This window comes from Nocardia sp. PLKS1-43 (assembly GCF_059510335.1).
The window spans coordinates 180,142-202,690 of record NZ_JCAJZQ010000001.1 but is presented as its reverse complement, the minus strand read 5'-3'; the positions used below and the strand labels follow the sequence as shown (position 1 = coordinate 202,690).

Below are 22,549 nucleotides of genomic sequence, written 5' to 3'. Positions count from 1 at the left end.
TGGTGCCCGGACATGATTCGTCTGTGCGGCCCCGGCGGGCAGGAGAATCAGCCCGTCACGAGACCGCGCCGCGGCCTGCTGCTCAGCGGTGGACCCAGCCGGCGTCGTGCCAGTAGGTCTCCAGGTTGGCCATCGGCTCGGGCCAGGTCTCGATGTAGGTGACGCCCTCGGGTCCGGCGGTCATCAGGTAGGGGGTTCCGGCGGTGCTGATCCAGAATTCGCCGGGACCGATGGTGCGGCTGCCCTCTTCGCCGTCCTTGCCCCAGGCGACGTGGAACTGTCCCTGGAACACGACGATCAGCTCGTCGACATTGTGATGATGCCGCGGCACGGCGAAGTTTGGGACGCAACGCAGTCCGTTGAAGTTGAACGCCGGGTCGACATTGGTGTTCAGCTTCATATTGCCGCCGAAAGTCTTGGCGAAATCGACGGGCGCGTCGGCGAGCTGCCCGCCCTCGGCCCAGAAGTACGTGGGCATGACATCGAGTGGCATGTCCATCCACCCGTCTTCGGACAACAGGGTGAAGTATTCGATTCCCAAAGCGGTAGCCATAGTCAGACTCTCCCGAATCGCTGGGTGTTGTGTCATCAGAGGATCTCACTGGACGGCAATGTGGCCCGGACCACAAGATGCCGCGCCAAATGTCCCAGCGAACGGAAATGTCCAGGTAGCTCGACAACCGCCCGGACGTACGGTCGGCGGTGTGACACTCGTTTTCGGCGATCTCGTAGCGGATTCGGATTGGGTCCCGATGGACCTGGACCAGCAGAACAATCCGACATACAAGTGGAAAGACGGCGGACTGCTGGCCGACGCACCGGTCGACTTCGCGGCGACGTTCGACGGCGGAATGTGGGTGACCACCAAGCCGATCGACGTTCCGCGATTCAACCGCAACCCCCTGCGGGTGCGCCCGCACTTCACCGTGCCCCGGCATCACCACAACATCGATGAGATATTGATGGTCTTCGCCGGCGAGTACAACATCGAATTCGGCTATCCGGACAACGTCCAGACCGTCACGGTCAAGCCGGGCGAAATATTCCTGAGCCGTGCGGGCACCCCCTACACGATGACGGCCGGCCCCGAGGGCGTGACCTACATCGAAACCTGGCCGGTCCCGGTATCCCAACTGGAAACCATCTGGCACGACTTCGGCTGGGTCCACAAGTAAACCCCCGAACCACCCCCCGGCACCGCCACCAGCCCCCGCTGAACAGCCCCTCAGCCCGTGGCGAACCGCTCAGCCCCTTCCCTCGAAAGACCAAGCAGGAGGGCCGGTCCCCCGGCCCTCCTTTTCGCAACGGCTCATGAGAACGGCCCCGTGGCAATGGGATTGCCACGGGGCCGAATTCGATGTGTTGCTCAGCCGATGTCGCGGGCGGGGCGGGCAGCTACATGCCGTCCGGCCCGGTAGCCCATCGTCACGCTGGAACCGATGCACGCTCCGCCGCCGGGGTAGGTCGCCCCGAGGACTGCGGCCGAGGTGTTGCCGGCCGCGTAGAGGCCGTCGATGATCGGGACCTTGTGGCCCAGCACCCGGGCGTCGGCGTCGATGCGGCAGCCGCCGTTGGTGCCGAGGGTCCCCGGCCACTGCTGGATCGCACCGTAGGGCGGACCGAGAATCGGTTTGTGGTCGACGGTTTCGGGTCCGGTGAGGACGTGGGTCTGCAACGGGTCGCCCCAGTCCGGATCCTGGCCCTTCTCGGCGAATTCGTTGTACCGCTGGACCGTGGCCTCGAGCGAGTCGGCGTCGACGCCGATCTTCTCGGCCAGTTCGCGGATCGATCCGGCCGTGGCCACCCAGTCCGGCGGCGCCTGGCCGTCGGCCCCGGTCAGATTCATCTCGATCCCGGGCTTGGAACCCATGACGCCCTCTTCGAAATGCCGCTTGCCGAAGATCGCCCAGGCCGGTGGCTTGTTGGCGAAACCCGGATAACGCTGATCGTAGAAGCCGAAGGGATGCGAGAAATCGTTGTAGGTGTACCCGCCGTGCATGAACCGGACGCCCAGCTTGTTCACCAGGATCGAACCCGCGCCCAGGCCCATCATCATCTGCGGCAACGGATTTCCGTCACGACCCAGTTCCCACGGATCGTAGATGACGCCGTAGCTGAAGAAGGTCGTCATCGAACCGAGCTTGGCCCCGGCCTCCATCGCCATCAGATGCCCGTCGCCGGTGTTGGACCACGGCGTCATCGGCTTCACTTCGTATCCGATGTAGGTCTTGACCATCTCCGGATTCCATTCGAAACCACCGCAGGCCAGCACGACGCCCTTGCGCGCACCGATCCGGCGCCGGCCCTGCTCGCCCTCGACGACGACGCCGATCACCGCGTGATCCGCATCGGTCACCAATTCGACTGCGGGCGTGCTGATCCGCACTTCCACGTCGAGGTCCAGCAGTGCCTTGAACAGCGGCGCGATCAGGCCACCGCCCTTGGCGCGCCAGCCTTCCCGCTGACGCTGGGCCAGCTCCTCGGGCCCGACCTCGCCGCGGCGCTGTTCGGGAAAGCTGACCTCACACGGCGGCACCCACGGCCCCTTGTTGATCAGCTCGGCCAGTTCGCCCAGTTCCCCGCCGGCCGGATACGGCTTGACCGCGACACTGCGCGGGAACGGCCGCACCCCGGGAATCCGATCGCCGATGACCGAGTAGTAGTCGTCCAGCTGGATGTGTGGCTCGGACCGATACCCGGTGTGCGCCTCGAGGTATTCGTGTGCCTCGGGCGCGGTGTCGACGTAGACCTCGACCAGCGACGGATCCGACTCCCGCCCATCGGACAACCGACGGACGTACGCGATGGCGTCCTCACGCGAATCCCGGTCCGCGACAAAGCGATTGTTCGGAATCCACATGTCGCCGCCGGACACCGCGGTGGTGCCGCCGATGTACCGGTCCTTCTCCACGACCAGAACGCTCGCGCCGCCGTGCCGGGCCAGCAGCGCGGAGGTCAACGCCCCACCGCCACTGCCGACCACGACGACGTCGAACACTTCGTCCCAGGCGTTGTGCTGTTGTGCAGGCATCTCGACCTCCCTCAGGGCGCCCAGATGAAGCGGTCGGCGACCCGGTGGTGGTTGTAGATGGTCATCTCCTGCGCCTCGCTCAGGCGATGTCCGTCGAAGCTGGGTGAATGCATGCCGACGGTCACCTCCTTGGCGTTCGCCATGTCCTGGTTGAAGACCTGGCCCAGGTCGCCGTCCCGGTAGTCATCGAAGAACTGCGGGGTGTGCTCGTGCTTCTTGTCGTAGTCCGCGACCGCGACCTGATCCAGCGCGAAGACCTCGAACAGGCAGCTGTCGGGGTCGTCACCGTTGGGCCGGGCGCGGTACATGAAGGACGACCCCTGGTTGGGCAGGAGAATGGTGTTGGGGAAGACGTTCCACGCCGTGCCTGCCTCAGCCCACTGCTGCGGGCTGATGTCGTTCCACTCGAAGCCCTCGGAAACCACCAGATCCTGGTAGATCTGCATGAACAGATCGCCGGGCGTCGAACCCTCCGGCAGTTCGGTGGTCTTGAGCTTCTCCGCGGCCCGCCAGCTGCGCTCGTTCTCGAGGCCCTTCATGTCCTCGTAGATGTACTGCACGCTCAGCGCGAACGCCTCCCGCGGGTCGACCACCCCTTCGGTGTGACGCGCGTTCGGGTCCTTCGCGGCATTGTCCTCGGTGGTGGCGCTCTTCTTCTGCCCAAGACTCGAGTAGTGCGCGTGCCGCTCGTAGGTGGTCGTCGGCGACCAGACCCGCTCCTCGAGTTCCTTCATCGACAACAGTTTGTCGTTCGACTTGTCGAGGCGGAACAGCTGCGGGTGCGTGCCCGCGACGTGATAGGCCTCCAGGAAGCCGTCCAGCGCCGTCTTCCAGTTGCAGGGCACGATGATGCCCTTCTGCCACCGGATACGCATGTTCTCGTAGTGGAAGGGCTCGAAGATCCGCGGGATCGGGTCGAGGTACTCGAGCAGCGGCACGGCGTTCGGGTCCATGTTGATGAACACGAATCCGCCCCAGGTCTCGGTGCGCACCTTGACCAGGCCCAGGTCGTCGTCCGAGCGCGGGACGAACTCCTCGCGGTCCAGCACCAGCCGGATGGAACCGTCGAGGTTCCAGCGCCACCCGTGGAACGGGCAGATGATCGAGCCGACGCGGCCGCGGTCCTTCGCCAGCCGGGTGCCACGGTGCCGGCACGCGTTGAAATACGCCTGCACCGAAGTCTTCGACTCGCGCACGATCAGGATGGAATGCTTGCCGATCTCGTATTCCACATACGAGCCGACGCCGCCCAGTTCCTCGAGCCGGCACGCCATCAGCCAGGTGCGGGTGAACAGTTTGTCGAGTTCCAGCTGCAGGAACTCCGGATCGAGATAGCGCGCCTTGGGCACGAACGCTCGGTCCAGCCGGTATTTCTCCGGAACCTGTTCGGGGGCAACATCTCCCGCGAACCAGGGTGTTGTCCCGGTCAGCTTTCCGGCCTTCCCGGGTTCGAGCACCACGGACATTCGAATCAACTCCTCAACGAGTAATACGCGGACTGTGGGCTGTCAGTCCGCGTCGGGACCGGCGACCTCGACGCCGTCGGCGCGACGCACCACGTGAATGCAATTGCCGGGGCAGCCGTCCGCGGCGTCGACCACGTCCAGGCGCAGGCTGTCCGGCACATCGGCCTGTGCGCCTTCGGATTTGAGCAGATCCGCATCGGCCGACTGCTTGACGTAGGCCAACCCGTCGTCACCGAACTGGAATACGTCCGGTGCGTACTGGGTGCACAGACCATCGCCGGTGCAGAGTTTCTGGTCGATCCAAACTCTTACTTCGTCGCTCATGAATTCATGCCTTTCCAGATGACGAGACGCCGCGAGGACTCGGCAGCTCTGGGCCGGCTGTAGCGGGCCGCCGGTCACTCGGCGCCCGGAATCACAGCGGGGATCCACCGTGATCGGGGTCTCACACGACTCTCCGCTACCGGTGGCCGCGCATCCCTGTCCCCTCCCGCAGGACGGGAACACATCCGACGCCGCGAACCCTGCGATCCGGCCGTCCCATCGAGCGGAAAGCCGCCAGGCCCCCGATCGGGCCGGTCATAGGCTGCGCCACGCCGCAGTACTGTCCCTTCACCTACTTCAGGAGGTCGCATCCGTGGCCATCACCATGTCCACCGACATTCTCATCGTCGGCGCCGGGCCGGTCGGTCTCTACGGGGCCTACTGTGCGGGATTTCGCGGACTGCGCACCGTGCTCGTCGACGTGCTACCCGAATGCGGCGGCCAGATCACCGCACTGTATCCGGAGAAGCAGATCCGCGATATCGCGGCGGTTCCCGGTTCGCGCGGCCGAGAGATCGTGAATGCGCTCAAGGCTCAAGCGGATTCGTTCGACACCGAGTATGTGCTCGGCCGGGAGGCGGTCGGCCTGACCTTCGCCCCCGACGGCCGTCCGCAGGTCACCCTGTCGGACGACACCGTGATCGACGCGGGCGCGGTCGTGGTGACCGCCGGCATCGGCACGTTCACTCCGCGCGCACTCCCCGCCGGAGAGGAATTCCTCGGTCGCGGACTGAGCTATTTCGTTCCGGCACTGGATGCTTACGCCGATAGCGATGTACTCGTCGTCGGCGGTGGCGACAGCGCTGTCGACTGGACGCTCGCGCTGGCCCCCATCGCCCGCTCGGTGACCCTCGTGCACCGGCGCGGCCAGTTCCGGGCGCACGCGGCGAGCGTGCGCGAGATGTACGACTGTGGTGCCGAGATCATTACCGACGCCCAGGTCATCGCCCTGCTCGGAGACGATCGGGTACGCGAGGCGCACGTCCGAGTCGACGGCGAGGACCAGCCGCGGATCCACAAGGTCGACGCGGTCGTCGCCGCACTCGGCTTCATCAGCAACCTCGGCCCGCTGACCGAATGGGGAATGCAGCTGGACCGCAGGACGATCGCGGTCGACACCCGCATGCGCACAACCCTCGAGCGCGTCTACGCGGCCGGCGACGTGACGTCGTACCCCGGCAAGGTCAAGCTGATGTCGGTCGGCTTCGGGGAGGTCGCGACAGCGGTCAACAATGCCGCGGTAGCCCTGGATCCCGAGCTTTCACTCTTCCCGGGCCATTCGACCGACCACACCTGATGATCAGGCAATAGTCAAATGTTGTCCATCCCACAAAGCGCCCGGCTGCTCCTGACAGCCGGGCGCTTGCTCGTTTCACAGTACCGGAGAGTGCCACTCGCGGTGTGAGTGATAGCCCTGTCGGGCAACAAAATTCGGCACGAGCCTCGAAACCACGCGCGTTTCTCGTGGTGGCAGATTTTTTTCGGGCTCGATGCCGATCAGTCGCGGCCGGCGTTCGAGGCGATCTCGAGCTGAGTGAATCCGTCCGCGCTGGCCGCGTCGAGCTCCATCACCTCGACGAAATGGCCTAGTTCGGCGCGCAGATCGAGGTATCCGAAGCGGATTCCGCCGCTGCGACCGTATTGGGCCCAGGTTTTGCCGGCGGCGGCGACGGCTGCGTCGGCCTCGTCGAAGTCGTCTATCACGAAACCCAGGTGGTGCAGGGTGGCCGGGACGTCCGCGCGGACCGCACCGCGATACAGGTCGACCGCGCCGCCGACCGGGCGGATGATCTCCACGTTCGTGGGTCCCGCGTTGACCAGGGCGACGTCGATCGTCCACTCCTGCGCCGGTTTTCCATCCACCACGACGAAAGATCCCCCGGGCTCACCACCGGCGGACGGCGGCAGACCGCCGCCCAGCTCGGACCGGTAGTGCTTGACACACGACACCGTGCCCAAGGTGGATTCGAGATATGCCGCGGCAGCGTCGATATCGTCGGTGACGTAGCCGAGTTGCAGGAAATTGCGCAACAAATCGCTGAGTGTTCGCATCGAACATCCTTTCCGTCCGGGTGGCGACGCGGCCGATCGCCCTCGTCCGCCGGAGAACCCGGTGCCCGCCAACCATCCATCGACCGGACCTCCGCGTCCACCGGCCATCCCGTTCTGCGGAAAGCGCGGTGGCCGCGCGTTTGCCGCGATGGGATCATTCGCCCCTATCAGCGGCCCGACCCGGAGGACAGCATCCGTGACCACGCTCTCGAAGCAGGAATCCGTTGCCAACAAGCTGAATACGATGCGCAAGTCGATCGGACAGCTCGAATCGCTGGGGCCGGTGAACGGCGCACGCCTGCAAGGTATTCCGCAGATCGGGTTGGTCGCCGAACGAATCCTCACGCTGCTGCACGACCTGGCGTTCGAGATCAACACGCAGACCGCCGCCGCATTCCTGGACGGCTCGCCGCGCACCGCCACGGACGCGTTCCGCGCGGCGGCCAGGGCCGGGGTGATCGACACCCAACTCGCCGCCCGGTTCACCGCGCTCGACGAACCACATCACATCGAATTCCAGCTGCGCCTGGACATCGACCCCACCGACGCAGCGAAGATCGCGTGCGACGGAATGTCCGCGTACGGCCAGTACACCGCACAGGTCTCCTGCTGGATCGCCACTCGCCGTGATATCGGTCCGTGGATCGCACCGGCCGGAATGTGACCAGTACCGGCATGCCGGCAATCCCGCTCTGGAGACGCGTCCGAGAACACATCGCCTGAAACGCTTTCGGCAGTGAGCCAGTCGCGCCCGGACACGACACACAGCAGACGTGAATCGCACAGGGAAACGGGGACCGACCGCCGAACGCGCGGCCGGTCCCCTGCCCGGTCAGTGTGCGACCACGGGAGCCGTCCCCTCGACCTCACCCGCATCGGACACCGCGATCTGCTGGATCCGGCGCGGCAACGCCAATGCCAGCACCGCACCGATCAACCCGGCCACCGCACCGATCAGGAAGGCAACCTGGAATCCCTTCTCCGTGTACAGGATCGCACCGTGCGAACCACCCGGCAGCTGGGCGATGAAGGAGTTGTTCAGCACCGCGAACGCGATCACCGGCAGGGCCGCGGACATCACGCTCTGCGCGACGTTGACGACGCTCGCGGTACTGGCCTGCAACTGTGGCGGCACGGCCTCGATCAGCAGGTTGGGTGTGGCTCCGTAGGCGAATCCGGTGCCCGTGCCGGCCATCGCGCTGAAGACCAGCAGCAGCACTCGATCATGGTGTTCGAACGCGACCAGGGCGTAGGCAGCGGCCAGCAGCAACGCTCCGAGCAACAGCAGCGGCCGCGGGCGAACCCTGCGGCCCATCAGCATGCCGACGACCGCGCCACCGACCACCACCATCAACCCGAACGGCGTCTGATAGAGGGCGTATCCCTTTGCGCTGACACCGAATCCGTAGCCGAGACCGAGCGCGCCGGGTGTCATGATCATCATCGGCAGCAGCACAGCCAACGTCGTCGCGCATCCGTAGCAGCACGCCGAGGACAGGGTGATCAACAGGATCGGCCGCCGGCGCAGCACCCGCAGTTCCAGCAGCGGCTCGCGAATCACTCCCGCCGACACGACCCACGCGATGATCAGCACGAGACCCCCGAACAGGTACACCAGGGTCGAGGTCGTGGACCAGCCCCAGCTCGGTCCGAGGCTCAATGCGATGAATACGCCGCCGATCCCGGCACCGAGCAGAACCGCGCCGAGCACGTCGATCCGGGAGCGCACCCGCACACTCGACTCCTCGGTGCTGACCGCGATCATCATGCCGAACAGCACCGATCCGGCGACGAGAACCCAGAAAATGCCTCGGAATCCGGAGTTATCGATCAACCATCCGGCGAAGAAGGGCGCCGGGATCGCTATCAGGCCCAGCCCGCTGGTGGCAATGCTGACCGCAAGGCCGACCGTCTTGGGCGGGAACACATCCCGGATCAGCGAGTACCCCAGGAACACACATGGGGCGATGAGGCCCGCGAGCGCCCGGCCCACCAGCATCATCGCGAAATTGACGGCGATGGCGGACAGCAGCGACCCGACCGCGGACACCGCGATGCAGCCGAGCATGACCTTGCGCTTGCCGTACAGATCGCCGAGTTTGCCCAGCAGTGGACTGGATACCGCGCCCACCAGCAGGAATACGGTCAGTAGCCAGGCACCCTGCGCGGTGTGGAAGTGCGCGGAGATCGACGGTAGCGACATCGAGATCATCAGATAGCTGAGGGTGAGCATCTCGAGCAACAGCACGATGGATGCGAGGGAGAAGATCAGCCGCGGCGTCCAGGAATGTTCCGCGGGCGACGACGTGCCGGAGGGCGTATCAGGGCTCATGATCGAGTCTTTCGGGACAGAGCACGCCGGACCTCGCGGGATGCGCCGGGCAGTCGCGCCGTGCCTAGGAGAGGAACCGCATCACCGCCACCCGGCGAGGTGAATGCGTAACGGGAATAACAAGCTATCTGTGTCCTACACCACAAACCGCCATCCCATTCAGCGGAAATTCAGGGCGTTCACGGCGACGAGCGAGTATTCAGGATACTTAAAGTGGGACCGCCGGGCGTACGGCACCACGACACGCTCGGCATCAGGAGGGCATATGACCGCGGCCTACTCGTTCTCTGCACAGCTCTACATCGACGGACGCCGCACCGACGGCGAGTCGGAGACTCGCCTGGTCGTCAGCAATCCCGCCACCGAGGAGACGATCGCCGAGGTACCGCAATCCAGCCCGGCCGACGTCCGGCGCGCGATCACGGCCGCCCGCAAAGCATTCGACGACGGTCCCTGGCCCCGGATGCGGCCCGCCGAACGCGCCGCGGTTCTGTTGCGCATGGCCGACGAGATCGAACGCCGGCTCCCGGAATTGATCGATCTGAACATCGCCGAGGCGGGCTCGGTGCGCGGCCTGGCCGAGACGCTGCAGACTCGGGTTCCCTTGGCGCACTTGCGAGATATGGCCGATCGGGTCATGCCGACATTCGGTTGGGAACGTCCGATGGATCCCACCATCACCCCCGGCGCCGGCATCGGGCAGGGCGTGCTGCGGCGCGAACCGTACGGCGTCTGCGCGCTGATCGCGGCCTACAATTTCCCGTTCTTCCTGAGCATGATGAAGGTGATCCCGGCACTCGCGGCCGGATGCACAGCGGTGCTCAAGCCCGCCCCGGCCACTCCGCTGGAGTCCCTGCTGCTCGCCGATTTCGCCGAGGCCGCGGATCTGCCGCCGGGCGTGCTCAACATCGTCACCGGTGACGTCGAAGCGGGCCGTGAACTCACCACGAACCCGATGGTCGACCTCGTCAGCTTCACCGGATCCGACACGGTCGGCCGGATGGTCTACAGTCAGGCCGCAGATTCCATCAAGAAGGTCGTGCTCGAACTCGGCGGCAAATCGGTGAACATCGTGCGCGCCGATGCCGATCTGGACGGCGCGGTGCGCGCCGCGTTCATGGGGATGACCGCACACGCCGGACAGGGCTGTTCGCTGTTGACCCGCACAATCGTGCACGAATCCCGGCACGACGAATTCGTCGAGCGGCTCCGGGACGCGCTGGGCCGGGTCCGGGTCGGCGATCCGGCGCACGAGGACACCACCATGGGCCCGCTCATCACCGAGGCACAGCGGAACAAGGTGGAGGCGCTGATCCGGCGCGGCGAAGCCGAAGGAGCCGAAATCGTCTGCGGCGGAGGCCGTCCCGCGGGGCTGGACCGGGGCTGGTTCGTGGAACCGACCCTCTTCACCGGCGTCGACAATGCGATGGCCATCGCCCAGGAGGAGTTCTTCGGCCCCGTCGGCGTGGTGATCGGATACCGGACCGACCAGGAGGCCGTGCGGATCGCCAACGACAGTCCCTACGGGCTGGCGGGCGCGGTCTGGAGCGCCGATACCACGACGGCCTATTCGATGGCGTGCGAGATCCGCACCGGCGCCGTCTCGATCAACAGCAGCAGCGGCGGGGTGAATCCGCGCATCGCGTTCGGCGGGTACAAACAGAGCGGATTGGGCAGGGAGTGGGGCGAATTCGGGCTCGACGAATTCCTGCAGACCAAGAGCATCAGCTGGGCCGCTCGCTGAGCTGGATCGTTAGGAGCCACCGTTGCTGTCCTATATCCTGGCCGGGCTCGCCCTCGGCTCGATCTACGCCATCGCCGCTGCGTCACTGGTAGTCACCTACGTATCGGCGGGCGTATTCAATTTCGCGTTCGGCGCGCTCGCCTATGCGGTGGCGCGCTTCTACTACTTCCTGCACGTCCAACACGGCTGGGCGATCCTGCCCGCCGCGGTGATCGCGATCGGCGTGTTCGGTCCGGTACTGGGCGCGGCGCTCTACGCACTGTTGTTCCGCCACTTGCGATTGCGATCGTCGCTGGTCAAGATCGTCGCGACGATCGGGTTGTCGGTGGCGCTACCGCCGCTGGTCGACCTGATCTTCGGACAGCTGTCGAATGCGACCGCTCCGGGTCTGGCGCCGCAACCGGTGCGTACCTTCCCGGTGCTGGGCGGCGTGGTGAACCTCGATCAGCTGATCACCTATCTCGCACTGATCCTCGTCCTGGTCCTCGGGACGATCGTGCTGCGGTACACCGACATCGGGTTACGGGTGCGCGCCCTGGTCGATTCCGAGGCGCTGACCGCCATGTCGGGCGTCAGCCCGAGACGGGTATCGCTCGGCGTGTGGGCGGGCAGCACTCTGCTGGCCGGACTGGCAGGCGTACTGGTCGCCCCGAGCTCGGGGCTCACGGTGGACGGGATGACCTCGCTGATGGCGGCCGCTTTCGCCGCGGTGGTGGCCGCACGTCTTCGCAACCTTCCGGCGGCCGTCGCGACCGCGGTGGTCATGGGTATCGCGACCACGGTCGTGCAGCGTTTCGTCGACCCGCAGAGCGCACTGTCCGCACAACTCGTGCCGAGCATTCCGTTCCTGTTCATGCTCGTGGCCCTGCTCTACTACGCGGCGCGCGGCCGAGCGGGCGATACCGCGACCGGCGGAGCTCTGGACCGCGCCGTGCACATCGCCGCCACGGGACCACCGGGTCCGGCTACGTTGCGCGGCAACCGAACCCGATGGTCGTCCGTGCTCGGCGCGGTGGTGACGCTGATCGTCGTGGCCGCGCTGCCGTTGGTGCTCGAACCGTTCTGGGGCGGGGTGGTCGCCGGTGGAATCGCATTGGCGATCGCGCTGCTGTCGTACACGATGGTCACCGGCGAAGGCGGCATGATCTGGCTGTGCCAGACTACATTCGCCGGTCTGGGCGCGGTGCTGGCGGCCGAACTGGCCACCGAGGCCGGGTGGTCACCGCTGCTGGCCGTGCTGGTGGCAGCGATCATCGTGACGCCGGTGGGCGTCGTGATCGGCATTCTGACCATCCGCCTGGGCAACCTCTACGTCGCCCTGGTGACTCTCACCTTCGGCCTGCTCGTACAGAACCTCGTGTTCCGGCGGGACCACATCTACAACTCCGGCCAGGGCGTTATCCTGCTGCGGCCCGAGTGGGCAACGGACGACCGGGTTTTCGCGCTGTTCGCCCTCGCTGTATTCCTCGTCCTCGGCGCGATCGTGCTGAATCTGCGACGCTCCACCGCGGGCTTGGCGGTCACCGCGGTGCGGGCGAGCGAAAGCGGCGCGCGCACCATGGGGTTGAGCATCGTCCCGGTGAAGGTTCTGGTCTCGGCGCTGGCGACATTCATCGCGGCGATCGGCGGCGGCTTGCTGGCGCTCAATTATCAAGCCGCACTGCCGGATTCGTTCAATCCGTTCACCGGTCTGGTGTGGCTGGCGGTGCTGGTCACCATCGGCTCGCGCTCGATTACCGGAGCCCTGGTCGCGGGCGTGGCATACGGCTTGCTGCCCAGCGTATTCCAGACCTACCTGCCCTCGACCTGGGCGCAGGTTCCGGTCATCCTGTTCGGCCTCGGCGCGGTCATGCTCGCCCGCAACCCCGACGGACTCGCAGCCATGCACGCACGGCAGTTGCGGGCGGTGCGCGCCCGGTTCGGCCGACGCGAGGCCGCCCCGGTCCCGGCCACGGCCACGGGCACGGACACACCGGCGATGGAAGGAGAGCACGTATGACGACGACAGCACCGCCTCGCCTCGAAGCTCGCGGCGTCACTGTGCGATTCGGCGGCCTGGTTGCACTGAACGACATCGATCTGGCGGTTCCAGCGGCGGGCATCGTCGGACTGGTCGGGCCCAACGGTGCGGGTAAGAGCACGCTGTTCGCGGTGCTGTCCGGATTGCTTCGGCCGAATTCGGGCGCGGTGTTCCTGGACGGGCAGGAGGTGACCCGGACGAGTCCGCAGCGCCGGGCCCGGCGCGGCCTGGCTCGCACATTCCAGCACCCGGAACTGTTCTCCGGCTTGACGATCCGCGAACACGTGGTGCTCGCCGACCGGCTGCGGCACGCACGCGGCCGGATCTGGACCGATCTGCTGACCGCAGGCGGGTTCCGCTCCCCAGCCGCTGCGGAGAATCGGCGGGTCGAGGAGATCCTCGAGTTGTTGCACCTGAACGACCAGGCACATCAGCCCGTCGCGGGATTGCCGCTGGGCACTGCCAGACTGCTCGAGGTCGGCCGGGCGCTGGCCCTGGGACCGACCGTTCTGCTGCTCGACGAACCGTCCTCCGGGCTCGACACTCGCGAAACCGAGGAACTGGCAATGGTTTTCACCGACATCGCGCGCGAGCACGGGGTGTCGCTGCTGTTGGTCGAGCACGATGTGGAACTCGTTCTGGGACTGAGCGATACGGTGCACGTCATCGATTTCGGCGTCGAGATCAGTGTGGGCGACCCGGCGCACATCCGCGCGGATCCCGCCGTGCGCGCCGCCTATCTCGGCACGGAGCCCGAGGCCGATCAGGACAGGACCATCTCATGACCAGCACACCCGATCTGCTGAAAGTCCGCGAACTCAGCGTGCAGTACGGTTCCGCGGTGGCGCTACGGAACGTATCCTTCGAGCTGCCGCCGAACAGCGCGCTGGCAGTGCTGGGCCCGAACGGAGCCGGCAAGAGCACGCTGGCGCGTACGTTGTCCGGGCTGGTGCCACCGGCCGGCGGCAGTATCGAACTCGACGGGCGCGAGACCGCCGGGCGCACACCGGAGTACATTCGCCGGACGGGATTGGTGCATCTGCCCGAGGGGCGAGGCGTGTTCGCGGGCTTGACCGTCCTGGAGAATCTGCGTATGGCGACCATGGGCGACCGCCGCCGACGCGCTGAGGCGTTGGAGCGTGCGCTGGAGATCTTTCCGGTGCTGGGTGAGCGGTCCGGGCAGGCGGCGGGCACATTGTCCGGCGGCGAACAACAAATGCTCTCGCTCGCCAGGGCGCTGATGGTCGATTCGCGGCTGGTGATCGCCGACGAGATGTCCCTGGGCTTGGCGCCCAAGATGGTGGACGTCGTGTTCGAGAGTTTGCAGCGGGCCCGCGAGGCGGGCGTCGCGGTGCTGATGATCGAGCAATTCGCTACGCGTGCACTGAATTTTGCCGATCGATGCCTGATCCTGCAGCGCGGACAGGTCGCCTGGGCAGGCCCCGCCGCCGAGGCGGGCAGCGAACTACTGCACCGCTATCTCGGCGATACCACCGCGGCGTGACCCGCCGCCGATTTCCGCGTACCACAAGCGCATCCGGAGGACCCCCGTGACCACACCGCCGCACCTGCTCGTCGAACGCACCGACACCGTCGCACGACTGACGTTCAACCGGGCCGATAGCCTCAACGCGCTCACCGCCGAACTGCTGAACGAAACCGCCTCGACCATAGAAGGTTTCGGGTCCGATCCGGATCTCCGCGTCATCGTGCTGACCGGTGCGGGACGCGCGTTCAGCTCGGGCGCGGACCTGTCCAGATCCGCCGTCGCCGGCCCACAGGGCGTCACCATCGACGCGGCCAACCGCCTGATCCGCGCACTACGCGCGGCGCCTCAGCCGGTGATCGCGGCGATCAACGGCCCCGCCGTCGGAGTGGGATGCTCCATCGCACTAGCTGCCGACCTGACCGTCGCCCGCGAATCCGCTTATTTCCTACTGGCTTTCACCCGCGTCGGCCTGATGCCCGACGGCGGCGCCACAGCCCTGCTCCCCGCCCTCATCGGACCCGCCCGCGCCGCGCGTATGGCCATGCTCGCCGAACGCATCCCGGCGACACAAGCCGCCGAATGGGGCCTGGTCTCCCACGTCGTGCCGGATGCCGACTTCGACACCGAAACAGACTCGCTCACAACACGATTGGCAGCAGGCCCGACGGCGGCCTACACCCACGTCAAAACCGCCTTCAACAGGGCGGCCCTGACTCATCTCGAGTCGGCCCTGCAATTCGAACGCGAAGCTCAAGCCGAGTTGTTCGAGACCGCCGACGTCCGCGAGGGCATCGCCGCCTTCGCCGCAAAACGCCCCCCGCGGTTCCGCGGCCGCTGACGATCGCACTGTGACGGCCCGCCGTCGGCTACACCCGGACAAGCGCCTTCGATAACACCGCCCGCACACCCCTCGAACTCGACCACGGCTCGAACGCGTCGGCCGTGGCGAGTTGCCGGAGGCCGCGGGACGTCCGCGGGGCATCGCCGCCTTCGCGGTCGAACAGCCCCCGCGGTTCCTCCGCGTCAGCTGTTCACGCCGTCAGGACCATCGCCGACGCCATGCCACCGCCCGCACACATCGCCGCCACGGCCGTGCCACCGCCGCGACGGCGCAGCTCGTGCGCGAGCGTGGCGATCATGCGGGTGCCGGTGGTCGCGACCGGGTGCCCGAGACTGCATCCGCTGCCGAAGGGATTCACCCGTTCCGGGTCCAGCCCCAGCTCGCGCACCGCGGCCACGGTCACCGACGCGAACGCCTCGTTGATTTCGAACAGGTCGACCTGGGCGAGATCGAGCCCGGCGCGGCCGAGGGCCTTGCGGATCGCGGCGACCGGGGCCAGTCCGGTGCGCACCGGGTCCACGCCGACGCTCGCCCACGCGCGCACGGTGGCCAGCGGGGTCAGTCCGTATTCCTCGGCGACCGCACTGCCGGCGACGGTCACCGCGGCGGCGGCGTCGTTCACTCCGCTGGAGTTGCCCGCGGTGATCGAGAACCCTTCGATCTCGGGATGCAGCACCTTCAGCGACGCCATCTTCTCCGCACTGGTGTCGCGCCGCGGATGTTCGTCGGTGTCGAATACCTTTGCCCCGCCGTCGATCTCGACGGGCACTATCTCCTCCGCGAATTGCCCGGCGTCGATGGCGCGCACAGCGCGCTGATGCGATCGCACCGCCCAGGCGTCCATCTCCGCACGGGAGATGCCCGCCAGCCGCGCGGTATTCCAGCCGACAAGTATCGACATGTCGTTGTGCGGCGCGTCGGGCGTCGACATGTGCGAAGGCGAAGACCAGGGATCCTGCCACTCCTGCGTGCCGGGAATCCGCCATCGCGACACCGGGGCGGTCGAGGACGAATGCGTCCCTCCCGCGATCACCGCGCGGTCCATCCCGGCGCGGACGCTCGCGGCGGCGGTAGCAACGCTGGCCAGCCCGGACGCGCAGTGCCGGTTGTGTGCGAGCCCGGGCACGTCGGTCAGGCCGGCCTCGAGCGCCGCGTATCGAGCGATGACCCCGCCACCGGCCAGGGTTTCACCCAGGATGACATCGTCGATGGTCTCCACCGGAAGCCCGCTACGCCGGGCAGCCTCGCCGACGACGAGGGTGGCCAGGTCGAAGGCGCTGGTGTCGCGCAGGGTCCCCTTGCGCGCGGTACCGATCGGGGTGCGGCAGGCGGAGAGGATCACGGCATCAGTCATGAATTCGTTATACTCTTATATTGTCCAGAGCGACAGTGTGGATCACATCGGACGGTCCCGATCGCACGGAACGCCAACTGGCAGATGGACATTGAGCAGCTTCTTCGCCCTCAACCCAGCAGATTGTCCGTCAACACCCATACTTGACAGCTATAACTAACAGCGCATCCTCAAATAGGCAGGGCCGGAACCCCGCGACCGATTTGGATATCCGTTCGGCAGACAGGACGATGAGCGCATGGACAGTGAGATCGCGGAGGCGGTGCGTAACCTGCGGCCCACGTTGGTCGAACGGTCCGCCAAGGTCGATGCGGACGGCGCGATCCCGGACGAGAGCATCGCCGCGCTGGTCGAGTCCGGTTTGTTCCGGATGCTGCGGCCGCGGTGGTCCGGCGGTCTGGAATCGGACCCGGTGGACTTTTACGACGCCGTGCGCACGGTGTCGGCCGCCTGCGGTTCCACCGGCTGGCTGGCCAGCATCCTGGGCGTGAGCCCATGGCACGTCGCGCTGTTCGACGAGCGGGCCCAACGGGAGATCTGGGCCGCGGAACCGGACGCCCTGATCTGCTCCTCCTATGCCCCGGTCGGACGATTCGTGGCGGTCGAGGGCGGATTCGAGCTGACCGGGCAATGGCGTATCGCCACCGCCAGCGCACACGCCTCCTGGGGATTGATGGGCGGAGCCTTGGTCGCCGACAATGGTCAGCCGATGGATCTGGCCACCGCACTGGTCCCACTGTCGGAATGTCGCGTGACCGGCACCTGGGACGCGGTGGGCCTGCGCGGCACCGGCAGCCGAGGCCTGCACGCGGACCGAGTCTTCGTGCCGAGCTATCGCACTCTGCGCAATTACGATGTCGTCTTGCGGCACGCACCGGGGCAGAAACTCAATACCGGGCCGCTCTACCGCATGCCGTACGGGGCGATGTACAGCACGTCCGTGAGCGCCCCGATCATCGGGATGGCGGAGGGTTGCCTGGACGCATTCGTCGCGCGGGTGCGCGGCGACAGTCGTCTCAGCTTCGGCAGCGGCGGCCCCGAAACCGCACAGCAGGTCGCGGTTGGGCGCGCCGCCTCGGAGATCGACGCCGCCATCCTGCAGATGCACCGAAACCTGCGTGAGCTGCACGACTGCGCCCGCCGCCGGGTCGAGATCCCGATGCAGCTGCGGCTGCGCACCCGCCGCGATCAGGCGGTCGGCACCGAACGCGCGGTGAACTCGGTGGACTCGATCTTCGCCGCCGCGGGCGGGATGGGGCTGCGCCGGGGGAACCCGATCGAACGGACCTGGCGCGACGCCCACACCGGCCGTATCCACCTGTCCAACGACGTCACCGCGGCACTGGAGCTGTACGGCCAAGGGGCACTGGGTCTTCCGGTCGACGACATGCTGGTCTGACCGAAAGACCCGCGCGGCCTAGAACCACTCGCCGCGCTCCCCCATGGCGACCAGGCGTCCCAGCGCCGCGTTCGACGAGACGCCGCGCGCCGCGCCCACCGGAAGTACCGACTCGTGCCGCAACCGATGCTGCTGCCGCGAACCGGCGCTCATCTTCTCCGAAATAGCGTGCACCGTATTGACCATCAGCGGCGCGAGCCGCTCCAGCGGCGCTTGCGCGTCACCGACCAGGGAGACTCCGGCAATCGGCCCGTCCGGCCCGCGCACCGCCATGCCCGCGCAGGCGATGTTCGGGAAGCACTCCCCGCGTTCGAAGGCGAGACCGTGCCGATTGCGAATCCGGTTGAGCTCCATATGAAGCACGCCCAGCGCATCGATACTGCGCGTCGTGCGTTTGTGCAGTCCGTGCTGCAATCGCGAATCGACCTGTTCGGCCGGCAGCCAGGCCAAAATCGCCTTGCCCGCCGCGGTACACCAGGCGGGCGCGCGACCCCCGACCACGGACGGCACGCCCGAGGCGGCCCGTCCGCCGAACTTGTCCACGTAGACCACATCGGTCCCGTCGAGCACGGCCAGATGGACCACCATATCCGTGCGCATCGCCAGGGCGTGCAGCAGCGGGAAGGCGACGGACCGCAGCGCGGTGTGGCCCTCCTCCCGGCCGCCGAGCCCCAGCGCCCGATCGCCCAGGCAGTAGACCCGGCCGTGACGACCCAGCCACGCGAGTTTGACCAGTCGTTCCAGGATTCGATGGCTCGTGGAACGCGGCAGTCCGGTGCGGCCCGCGATCTCCTCGAGCGTGAGGCGTGTGTGGACGTCGCCGAACGACTCCATGATCAGGGTCATACGATCGACGACCGAGGGTGGCAGCGTGCCGCGATCCCGCACAGCGGTATCGACATTGAGTACCGAGGTCATGCCACGGCCTCCTAACTTCGGAGACTGTCGCCTCCGAATTCCGGAGACTGAAACTTTACGAGTGATTCTAGCCACAGCCTAGCCAGACGCAATGCCCAGGGCCAATATTTGTTATACCGATTTTCGCTGTGCCAGCACATCGTGGCCATATCTACGCAACCTGACCGGCTATAGGTACACTCTTCTATGCCCGAATAATCGGCATCTCGACTTGACAAGAACAGTGGGAACTGATTCCGGAACCATGACAGATTCGCTTCTCTTCCATGACCATTGGTCACGAACCGTCGCCGCCCACGGGGCCGCACCGTTCCTGCTCTTCCACGACCCCACCGGCACGACGCGGTACACCTACGCGGAGTTCGACGACATCGTTGCCCGCACTGCCGGCACCCTGCGCGCGGGCGGAGTGCGGCAGGGCTCGGCCGTCCACGTCGCGTTGCGCAACTGCCCCGCGTTCGTGGCGATATGGCTCGCCGTCGCCCGGCTCGGCGCGTGGCTCGTCCCCGTCGACCCGGCCTCGGCCTCGCGCGATATCGCCAACCAGACCCAGCGCACAAGGCCGGCGCTCGGTGTGTGCGCCGCCGCGCGGCGAGCGGAATATGCTGCCGGGGCAGGCGATTCGGTCCCGATCGTCATCGCCGCGGCGGAGAACGCCGACGATCTCGCTCCCGGCGGAGCGCTGGTGACCGGTGCGCCGGTCGCGGCGGCACCACAAGATCTCTCTCCCGATGCTCGTCTGGCGATCATGTTCACCTCGGGAACGACCTCGGAGCCCAAGGGCGTCGAACTCACCCAGGCGAACTACGCGACGGTGGCGCGAACCATGGCCGAGGCCGTCGGCCTGACAGCACAGCACCGCTGGCTGGTGACTTTGCCGCTCTTCCACGCCAACGCCCAGTACTACTGTTTCGCCCCGGCGATCACTGTCGGCGCGAGTGTCGCACTGACACATACGTTCTCGGCGTCCGGCTGGGTACAGCAGGCACACGACCTGGAGGTGACCCACGCCAGCCTGTTCGCCGCGCCGATCCGGATGATCCTGGCCCGAACCCCCGAACAGGCGCCGCCGCTGCACCTCGAGCACGTGTGGTTCGCCCAGAGCCTCGGACTCGAACACTACGAACGCTTCGCCGGCCTCATCGGACGTCGACCACGTCAGCTGTACGGCATGACCGAAACCGTCGCCGCTGTCACCGGCGACACCAGTGACCCGTTGCGGCACGACGTGATCGGATCGGCACTGGGCAATCGCCGCATCGCCGTGGTCGACCCGCAGACAGGTCATCCCCGCGCGCCCGCTGAGCCGGGCATGCTGGTGGTCCACGGCACGCGCGGCGCGGACCTGTTCGCCGGATATCTCGACGCGCCGGAGGTGAACGCCCGCAGCTTCACCGACCTGGCCGACGGGACCAGCTGGTTCCGCACCGGAGATCTGGTCGCGGCGGACCCTGCGACCGGAGCGCTGCGTTTCGTCGGCCGCGCCGACGACGTCATCAAGGTCGCGGGTGAGAACGTCAGCCTGACCGAGGTCGAAGCGGTGATCTGCCAGGCGCCCGGGGTGCTCGAGGCGGTCGTCCTCGCGCAGCCCGACCCGATCCGGGATCAGGTACCGGTCGCCTATGTGGTGGCCCGGGATGTGGCCGCCCCACCCGATGCCGCCCGGCTCACCGACTGGGCACAGAGCAACCTGCCGCCCGCCGCACGGCCGCGCGAATGGCACGTGGTGGACTCCATCCCCCGCACCAGCGTCGGGAAGATTCGCCGATTCCAGGTCGCGGAGCGCAAATCCTGACCGGAGCCGTTGCGGCACAGAGCTTTCGCCCCGAAGCACGGGGACCGGCGACCACACCGTACGCGACGCATTGATTCGCACGAACAAAGGAGATCCGAGATGGCCACCGAGACGACCTATGACAGCTTCCGGATGGAAGCCGGCTCGATCGCCGAGACCGGGCCCCGCACCGAGGCCGAGCAGCGGATCCGCCGCGATCTGGCGGCGGCGTACCAGCTCTGCGCCAGATTCGGCTGGGACGACCTGATCTATACGCACATCTCCGCCCGAATCCCGGGCCCGGACCACCACTTTCTGGTCAATCCGCTCGGGCTGGCCTTCGACGAGATCACCGCATCCAACCTGATCAAGATCGACCTGGACGGAAACGTAGTCGGTGAGAACCCGCACGGGTACCAGCCCAACGCGGCCGGGTTCGTGATCCACGGTGGCATCCACTCGGTCCGCGAGGACGCCGGATGCATCATGCATCTGCACACCGAGGCGCAGATGGCGCTGTCCTGCCTCGAAGCGGGATTGCTGCCGTTGACCCAGCACGCCATGCGATTCCACGATCGCATCGGCTACCACGACTACGAGGGCATCGCGCTCACCACGGACGAGCGGCGACGGTTCATCGCCGATCTCGGCGACAACGCCGCACTCGTACTGCGCAATCACGGATCGCTGACGGTCGGGCGTGATGTGGCGCAGGCATTCGTCGAGATGTACTACCTGGAGAAGTCGGCGAAGACGCAGTTGCTCGCGCAGGCCACCGGCGGGCCGCTGCGACTCCCGCCGCGGGAGGTCGTCGAGTTGACCGCCCAGCAGTGGCAGGCATCGTTCTCGGCGGGTCTGGAGTGGCCGTCGCTGCTGCGCTCGCTGGACCGGGCCGGTTCGACCTATCGGGACTGATCCGGCCGGGGCGCGCACATCGTCCTAGAAACCAAGTCCGGCAAGCACTTTCTCGCTCTCGATCCACAACCGGGCCGCGGCGGCATCGTCCTGGGCGGCCGCACCCGGTATCTCCTCGGCCTCGTTGTGGAAGTAGCGCCCGCCCGCGCGGCCGCCCTCGTCCGCGGTGGCCAGCCATACCAGCGTGCGCGCCGGTTCGTCGGGCGAGACGGTGTCGGCCGCGGCCATGTGCGCCTGCATTCCCGCATTCCCGTGCGAGGCGAAATTGCTCGCGACGACGCCGGGATGCATTGCCTGCGCGATGATTTCGGGCCCCTCACGACGGGTCAGCTCGCGACTGAACAGGATATTGGCGAGTTTGGCGCGAGCGTAGGCCATGGTGGTGTCGAAGTCGTTCAGGCTCTGGAGATCGCCCCAGTCCAGTCCCGTGCTGATCCGATGCGCGCTGGAGGACACCGCGATCACCCGCGCCGGCCCGCGCGCCGCGCGCGCACGCAACAACGGCAGCAGCTCACGGGTCAACAGCACGGGGGCGAGATGGTTGGCCGCGAAGGTCGCCTCGGTTCCCTCCGCGGTGACGATCCGCCGGTCGCGCACGCCCCCGGCGTTGTTGATCAGCACGTCCACCCGCGGGGCGTGTTGGGCGATCTTCCCCGCCACCCGCCGCACCTCGGACATCAGCGTGAAGTCGCCGCGCAGCATGGTGAAGGTGCCGCCGGCGCGGGCGGCCGCGCCGAGTTGTTCGGCGGCCTCGGCGCAACGTCCCGGATCACGGCCGACGCCGATCACCTGCCAGCCGAGCCCGGTGAGCAGCCCGGCGGTGGACCTGCCGATCCCGGAGCTGGCACCGGTGACGACGGCGACGGGGCGATTCGAATCGATGGACAAGA

Annotated in this window: 20 protein-coding genes; 11 read left to right on the top strand and 9 right to left on the bottom strand. The window is 67.0% G+C overall.

Annotated elements, in window-relative coordinates:
* Nucleotides 1–82 precede the first annotated feature (82 nt).
* Entirely contained in the window at nt 83–553 is a 471-nt protein-coding gene (locus tag AC5WS7_RS00925; protein WP_495952395.1) for a cupin domain-containing protein, read from the bottom strand.
* A 151-nt stretch (nt 554–704) separates the two neighbouring features.
* Between AC5WS7_RS00925 and AC5WS7_RS00920 the strand changes: the two genes are divergently transcribed.
* On the top strand, nt 705–1,175 hold the full coding sequence (locus AC5WS7_RS00920; protein ID WP_495952394.1) for a cupin domain-containing protein: 471 nt from the start codon (nt 705–707) through the stop codon (nt 1,173–1,175).
* 191 nt (nt 1,176–1,366) lie between these two features.
* Here the strand turns inward: AC5WS7_RS00920 and AC5WS7_RS00915 are convergent, their stop codons facing one another.
* Genes AC5WS7_RS00915 through AC5WS7_RS00905 form a run of 3 tightly spaced genes read right to left on the bottom strand, consistent with a single transcriptional unit; the run spans nt 1,367 to nt 4,821 of the window.
* Nucleotides 1,367–3,031, bottom strand: coding sequence for an FAD-dependent oxidoreductase (locus AC5WS7_RS00915; RefSeq protein ID WP_495952393.1), 1,665 nt, complete (start codon nt 3,029–3,031; stop codon nt 1,367–1,369).
* A gap of 11 nt (nt 3,032–3,042) precedes the next feature.
* Nucleotides 3,043–4,497 carry an aromatic ring-hydroxylating oxygenase subunit alpha gene (locus AC5WS7_RS00910; RefSeq protein WP_495952392.1) on the bottom strand — a complete coding sequence of 485 codons (1,455 nt, stop codon included), beginning with the start codon at nt 4,495–4,497 and terminating at the stop codon, nt 3,043–3,045.
* A 42-nt stretch (nt 4,498–4,539) separates the two neighbouring features.
* On the bottom strand, nt 4,540–4,821 hold the full coding sequence (locus AC5WS7_RS00905; protein WP_495952391.1) for a ferredoxin: 282 nt from the start codon (nt 4,819–4,821) through the stop codon (nt 4,540–4,542).
* Nucleotides 4,822–5,134: 313 nt separating this feature from the next.
* On the opposite strand from AC5WS7_RS00905, the gene AC5WS7_RS00900 reads away from it, so the two are divergent.
* The gene (locus tag AC5WS7_RS00900; RefSeq protein ID WP_495952390.1) at nt 5,135–6,118 is read left to right on the top strand and encodes an NAD(P)/FAD-dependent oxidoreductase; all 984 of its coding nucleotides are present in this window, start codon (nt 5,135–5,137) and stop codon (nt 6,116–6,118) included.
* A 200-nt stretch (nt 6,119–6,318) separates the two neighbouring features.
* On the opposite strand, the gene AC5WS7_RS00895 is transcribed toward AC5WS7_RS00900, so the two are convergent.
* Nucleotides 6,319–6,873, bottom strand: a complete 555-nt coding sequence (locus AC5WS7_RS00895) for a VOC family protein (protein WP_495952389.1) — start codon at nt 6,871–6,873, stop codon at nt 6,319–6,321.
* A gap of 196 nt (nt 6,874–7,069) precedes the next feature.
* On the opposite strand from AC5WS7_RS00895, the gene AC5WS7_RS00890 reads away from it, so the two are divergent.
* Nucleotides 7,070–7,537: a hypothetical protein gene (locus tag AC5WS7_RS00890; protein ID WP_495952388.1), complete on the top strand. Its 468-nt coding sequence runs from the start codon at nt 7,070–7,072 to the stop codon at nt 7,535–7,537.
* A gap of 168 nt (nt 7,538–7,705) precedes the next feature.
* Here AC5WS7_RS00890 and AC5WS7_RS00885 read toward each other — a convergent pair whose 3' ends face one another.
* On the bottom strand, nt 7,706–9,205 hold the full coding sequence (locus tag AC5WS7_RS00885; RefSeq protein WP_495952387.1) for an MFS transporter: 1,500 nt from the start codon (nt 9,203–9,205) through the stop codon (nt 7,706–7,708).
* A 265-nt stretch (nt 9,206–9,470) separates the two neighbouring features.
* Here AC5WS7_RS00885 and AC5WS7_RS00880 point away from each other — a divergent pair, with 265 nt between their 5' ends.
* Genes AC5WS7_RS00880 through AC5WS7_RS00860 form a run of 5 tightly spaced genes read left to right on the top strand, consistent with a single transcriptional unit; the run spans nt 9,471 to nt 15,296 of the window.
* Complete coding sequence (locus tag AC5WS7_RS00880; protein ID WP_495952386.1) at nt 9,471–10,949, top strand: aldehyde dehydrogenase family protein; 1,479 nt, start codon at nt 9,471–9,473, stop codon at nt 10,947–10,949.
* A gap of 22 nt (nt 10,950–10,971) precedes the next feature.
* Nucleotides 10,972–12,948 carry an ABC transporter permease gene (locus AC5WS7_RS00875; RefSeq protein ID WP_495952385.1) on the top strand — a complete coding sequence of 659 codons (1,977 nt, stop codon included), beginning with the start codon at nt 10,972–10,974 and terminating at the stop codon, nt 12,946–12,948.
* On the top strand, nt 12,945–13,754 hold the full coding sequence (locus tag AC5WS7_RS00870) for an ABC transporter ATP-binding protein (protein ID WP_495952384.1): 810 nt from the start codon (nt 12,945–12,947) through the stop codon (nt 13,752–13,754). The genes AC5WS7_RS00875 and AC5WS7_RS00870 overlap by 4 nt, the downstream gene beginning before the upstream one ends.
* Entirely contained in the window at nt 13,751–14,473 is a 723-nt protein-coding gene (locus AC5WS7_RS00865) for an ABC transporter ATP-binding protein (protein ID WP_495952383.1), read from the top strand. The genes AC5WS7_RS00870 and AC5WS7_RS00865 overlap by 4 nt, the downstream gene beginning before the upstream one ends.
* 46 nt (nt 14,474–14,519) lie before the next feature.
* Nucleotides 14,520–15,296 (top strand): enoyl-CoA hydratase, encoded by a 777-nt coding sequence (locus AC5WS7_RS00860; RefSeq protein ID WP_495952382.1) that lies wholly within the window; start codon nt 14,520–14,522, stop codon nt 15,294–15,296.
* A gap of 193 nt (nt 15,297–15,489) precedes the next feature.
* On the opposite strand, the gene AC5WS7_RS00855 is transcribed toward AC5WS7_RS00860, so the two are convergent.
* Nucleotides 15,490–16,653 carry a thiolase family protein gene (locus tag AC5WS7_RS00855; protein ID WP_495952381.1) on the bottom strand — a complete coding sequence of 388 codons (1,164 nt, stop codon included), beginning with the start codon at nt 16,651–16,653 and terminating at the stop codon, nt 15,490–15,492.
* Between the two features lie 238 nt (nt 16,654–16,891).
* Here AC5WS7_RS00855 and hsaA point away from each other — a divergent pair, with 238 nt between their 5' ends.
* Nucleotides 16,892–18,052 (top strand): 3-hydroxy-9,10-secoandrosta-1,3,5(10)-triene-9,17-dione monooxygenase oxygenase subunit, encoded by a 1,161-nt coding sequence (hsaA, locus tag AC5WS7_RS00850; RefSeq protein WP_495952380.1) that lies wholly within the window; start codon nt 16,892–16,894, stop codon nt 18,050–18,052.
* Nucleotides 18,053–18,070: 18 nt separating this feature from the next.
* Here hsaA and AC5WS7_RS00845 read toward each other — a convergent pair whose 3' ends face one another.
* Nucleotides 18,071–18,970: an IclR family transcriptional regulator gene (locus AC5WS7_RS00845; RefSeq protein ID WP_495952379.1), complete on the bottom strand. Its 900-nt coding sequence runs from the start codon at nt 18,968–18,970 to the stop codon at nt 18,071–18,073.
* 244 nt (nt 18,971–19,214) lie between these two features.
* Here AC5WS7_RS00845 and AC5WS7_RS00840 point away from each other — a divergent pair, with 244 nt between their 5' ends.
* Together AC5WS7_RS00840 and AC5WS7_RS00835 are read left to right on the top strand one after the other, a co-directional pair.
* Nucleotides 19,215–20,765, top strand: a complete 1,551-nt coding sequence (locus AC5WS7_RS00840; protein WP_495952378.1) for a class I adenylate-forming enzyme family protein — start codon at nt 19,215–19,217, stop codon at nt 20,763–20,765.
* Between the two features lie 99 nt (nt 20,766–20,864).
* Nucleotides 20,865–21,659 carry a class II aldolase/adducin family protein gene (locus AC5WS7_RS00835; protein WP_495952377.1) on the top strand — a complete coding sequence of 265 codons (795 nt, stop codon included), beginning with the start codon at nt 20,865–20,867 and terminating at the stop codon, nt 21,657–21,659.
* A gap of 24 nt (nt 21,660–21,683) precedes the next feature.
* Here the strand turns inward: AC5WS7_RS00835 and AC5WS7_RS00830 are convergent, their stop codons facing one another.
* Complete coding sequence (locus tag AC5WS7_RS00830; RefSeq protein WP_495952376.1) at nt 21,684–22,547, bottom strand: SDR family NAD(P)-dependent oxidoreductase; 864 nt, start codon at nt 22,545–22,547, stop codon at nt 21,684–21,686.
* Nucleotides 22,548–22,549: the final 2 nt, after the last annotated feature.

Coding starts and splice junctions, on each gene's coding strand:
- AC5WS7_RS00865 (WP_495952383.1), top strand. CDS start 13,751: ATGACCAGCACACCCGATCTGCTGAAAGTCCGCGAACTCAGCGTGCAG.
- AC5WS7_RS00835 (WP_495952377.1), top strand. CDS start 20,865: ATGGCCACCGAGACGACCTATGACAGCTTCCGGATGGAAGCCGGCTCG.
- AC5WS7_RS00855 (WP_495952381.1), bottom strand. CDS start 16,653: ATGACTGATGCCGTGATCCTCTCCGCCTGCCGCACCCCGATCGGTACC.
- AC5WS7_RS00905 (WP_495952391.1), bottom strand. CDS start 4,821: ATGAGCGACGAAGTAAGAGTTTGGATCGACCAGAAACTCTGCACCGGC.
- AC5WS7_RS00925 (WP_495952395.1), bottom strand. CDS start 553: ATGGCTACCGCTTTGGGAATCGAATACTTCACCCTGTTGTCCGAAGAC.
- AC5WS7_RS00895 (WP_495952389.1), bottom strand. CDS start 6,873: ATGCGAACACTCAGCGATTTGTTGCGCAATTTCCTGCAACTCGGCTAC.
- AC5WS7_RS00910 (WP_495952392.1), bottom strand. CDS start 4,497: ATGTCCGTGGTGCTCGAACCCGGGAAGGCCGGAAAGCTGACCGGGACA.
- AC5WS7_RS00840 (WP_495952378.1), top strand. CDS start 19,215: ATGACAGATTCGCTTCTCTTCCATGACCATTGGTCACGAACCGTCGCC.
- AC5WS7_RS00915 (WP_495952393.1), bottom strand. CDS start 3,031: ATGCCTGCACAACAGCACAACGCCTGGGACGAAGTGTTCGACGTCGTC.
- AC5WS7_RS00845 (WP_495952379.1), bottom strand. CDS start 18,970: ATGACCTCGGTACTCAATGTCGATACCGCTGTGCGGGATCGCGGCACG.
- AC5WS7_RS00885 (WP_495952387.1), bottom strand. CDS start 9,205: ATGAGCCCTGATACGCCCTCCGGCACGTCGTCGCCCGCGGAACATTCC.
- AC5WS7_RS00880 (WP_495952386.1), top strand. CDS start 9,471: ATGACCGCGGCCTACTCGTTCTCTGCACAGCTCTACATCGACGGACGC.
- AC5WS7_RS00870 (WP_495952384.1), top strand. CDS start 12,945: ATGACGACGACAGCACCGCCTCGCCTCGAAGCTCGCGGCGTCACTGTG.
- hsaA (WP_495952380.1), top strand. CDS start 16,892: ATGGACAGTGAGATCGCGGAGGCGGTGCGTAACCTGCGGCCCACGTTG.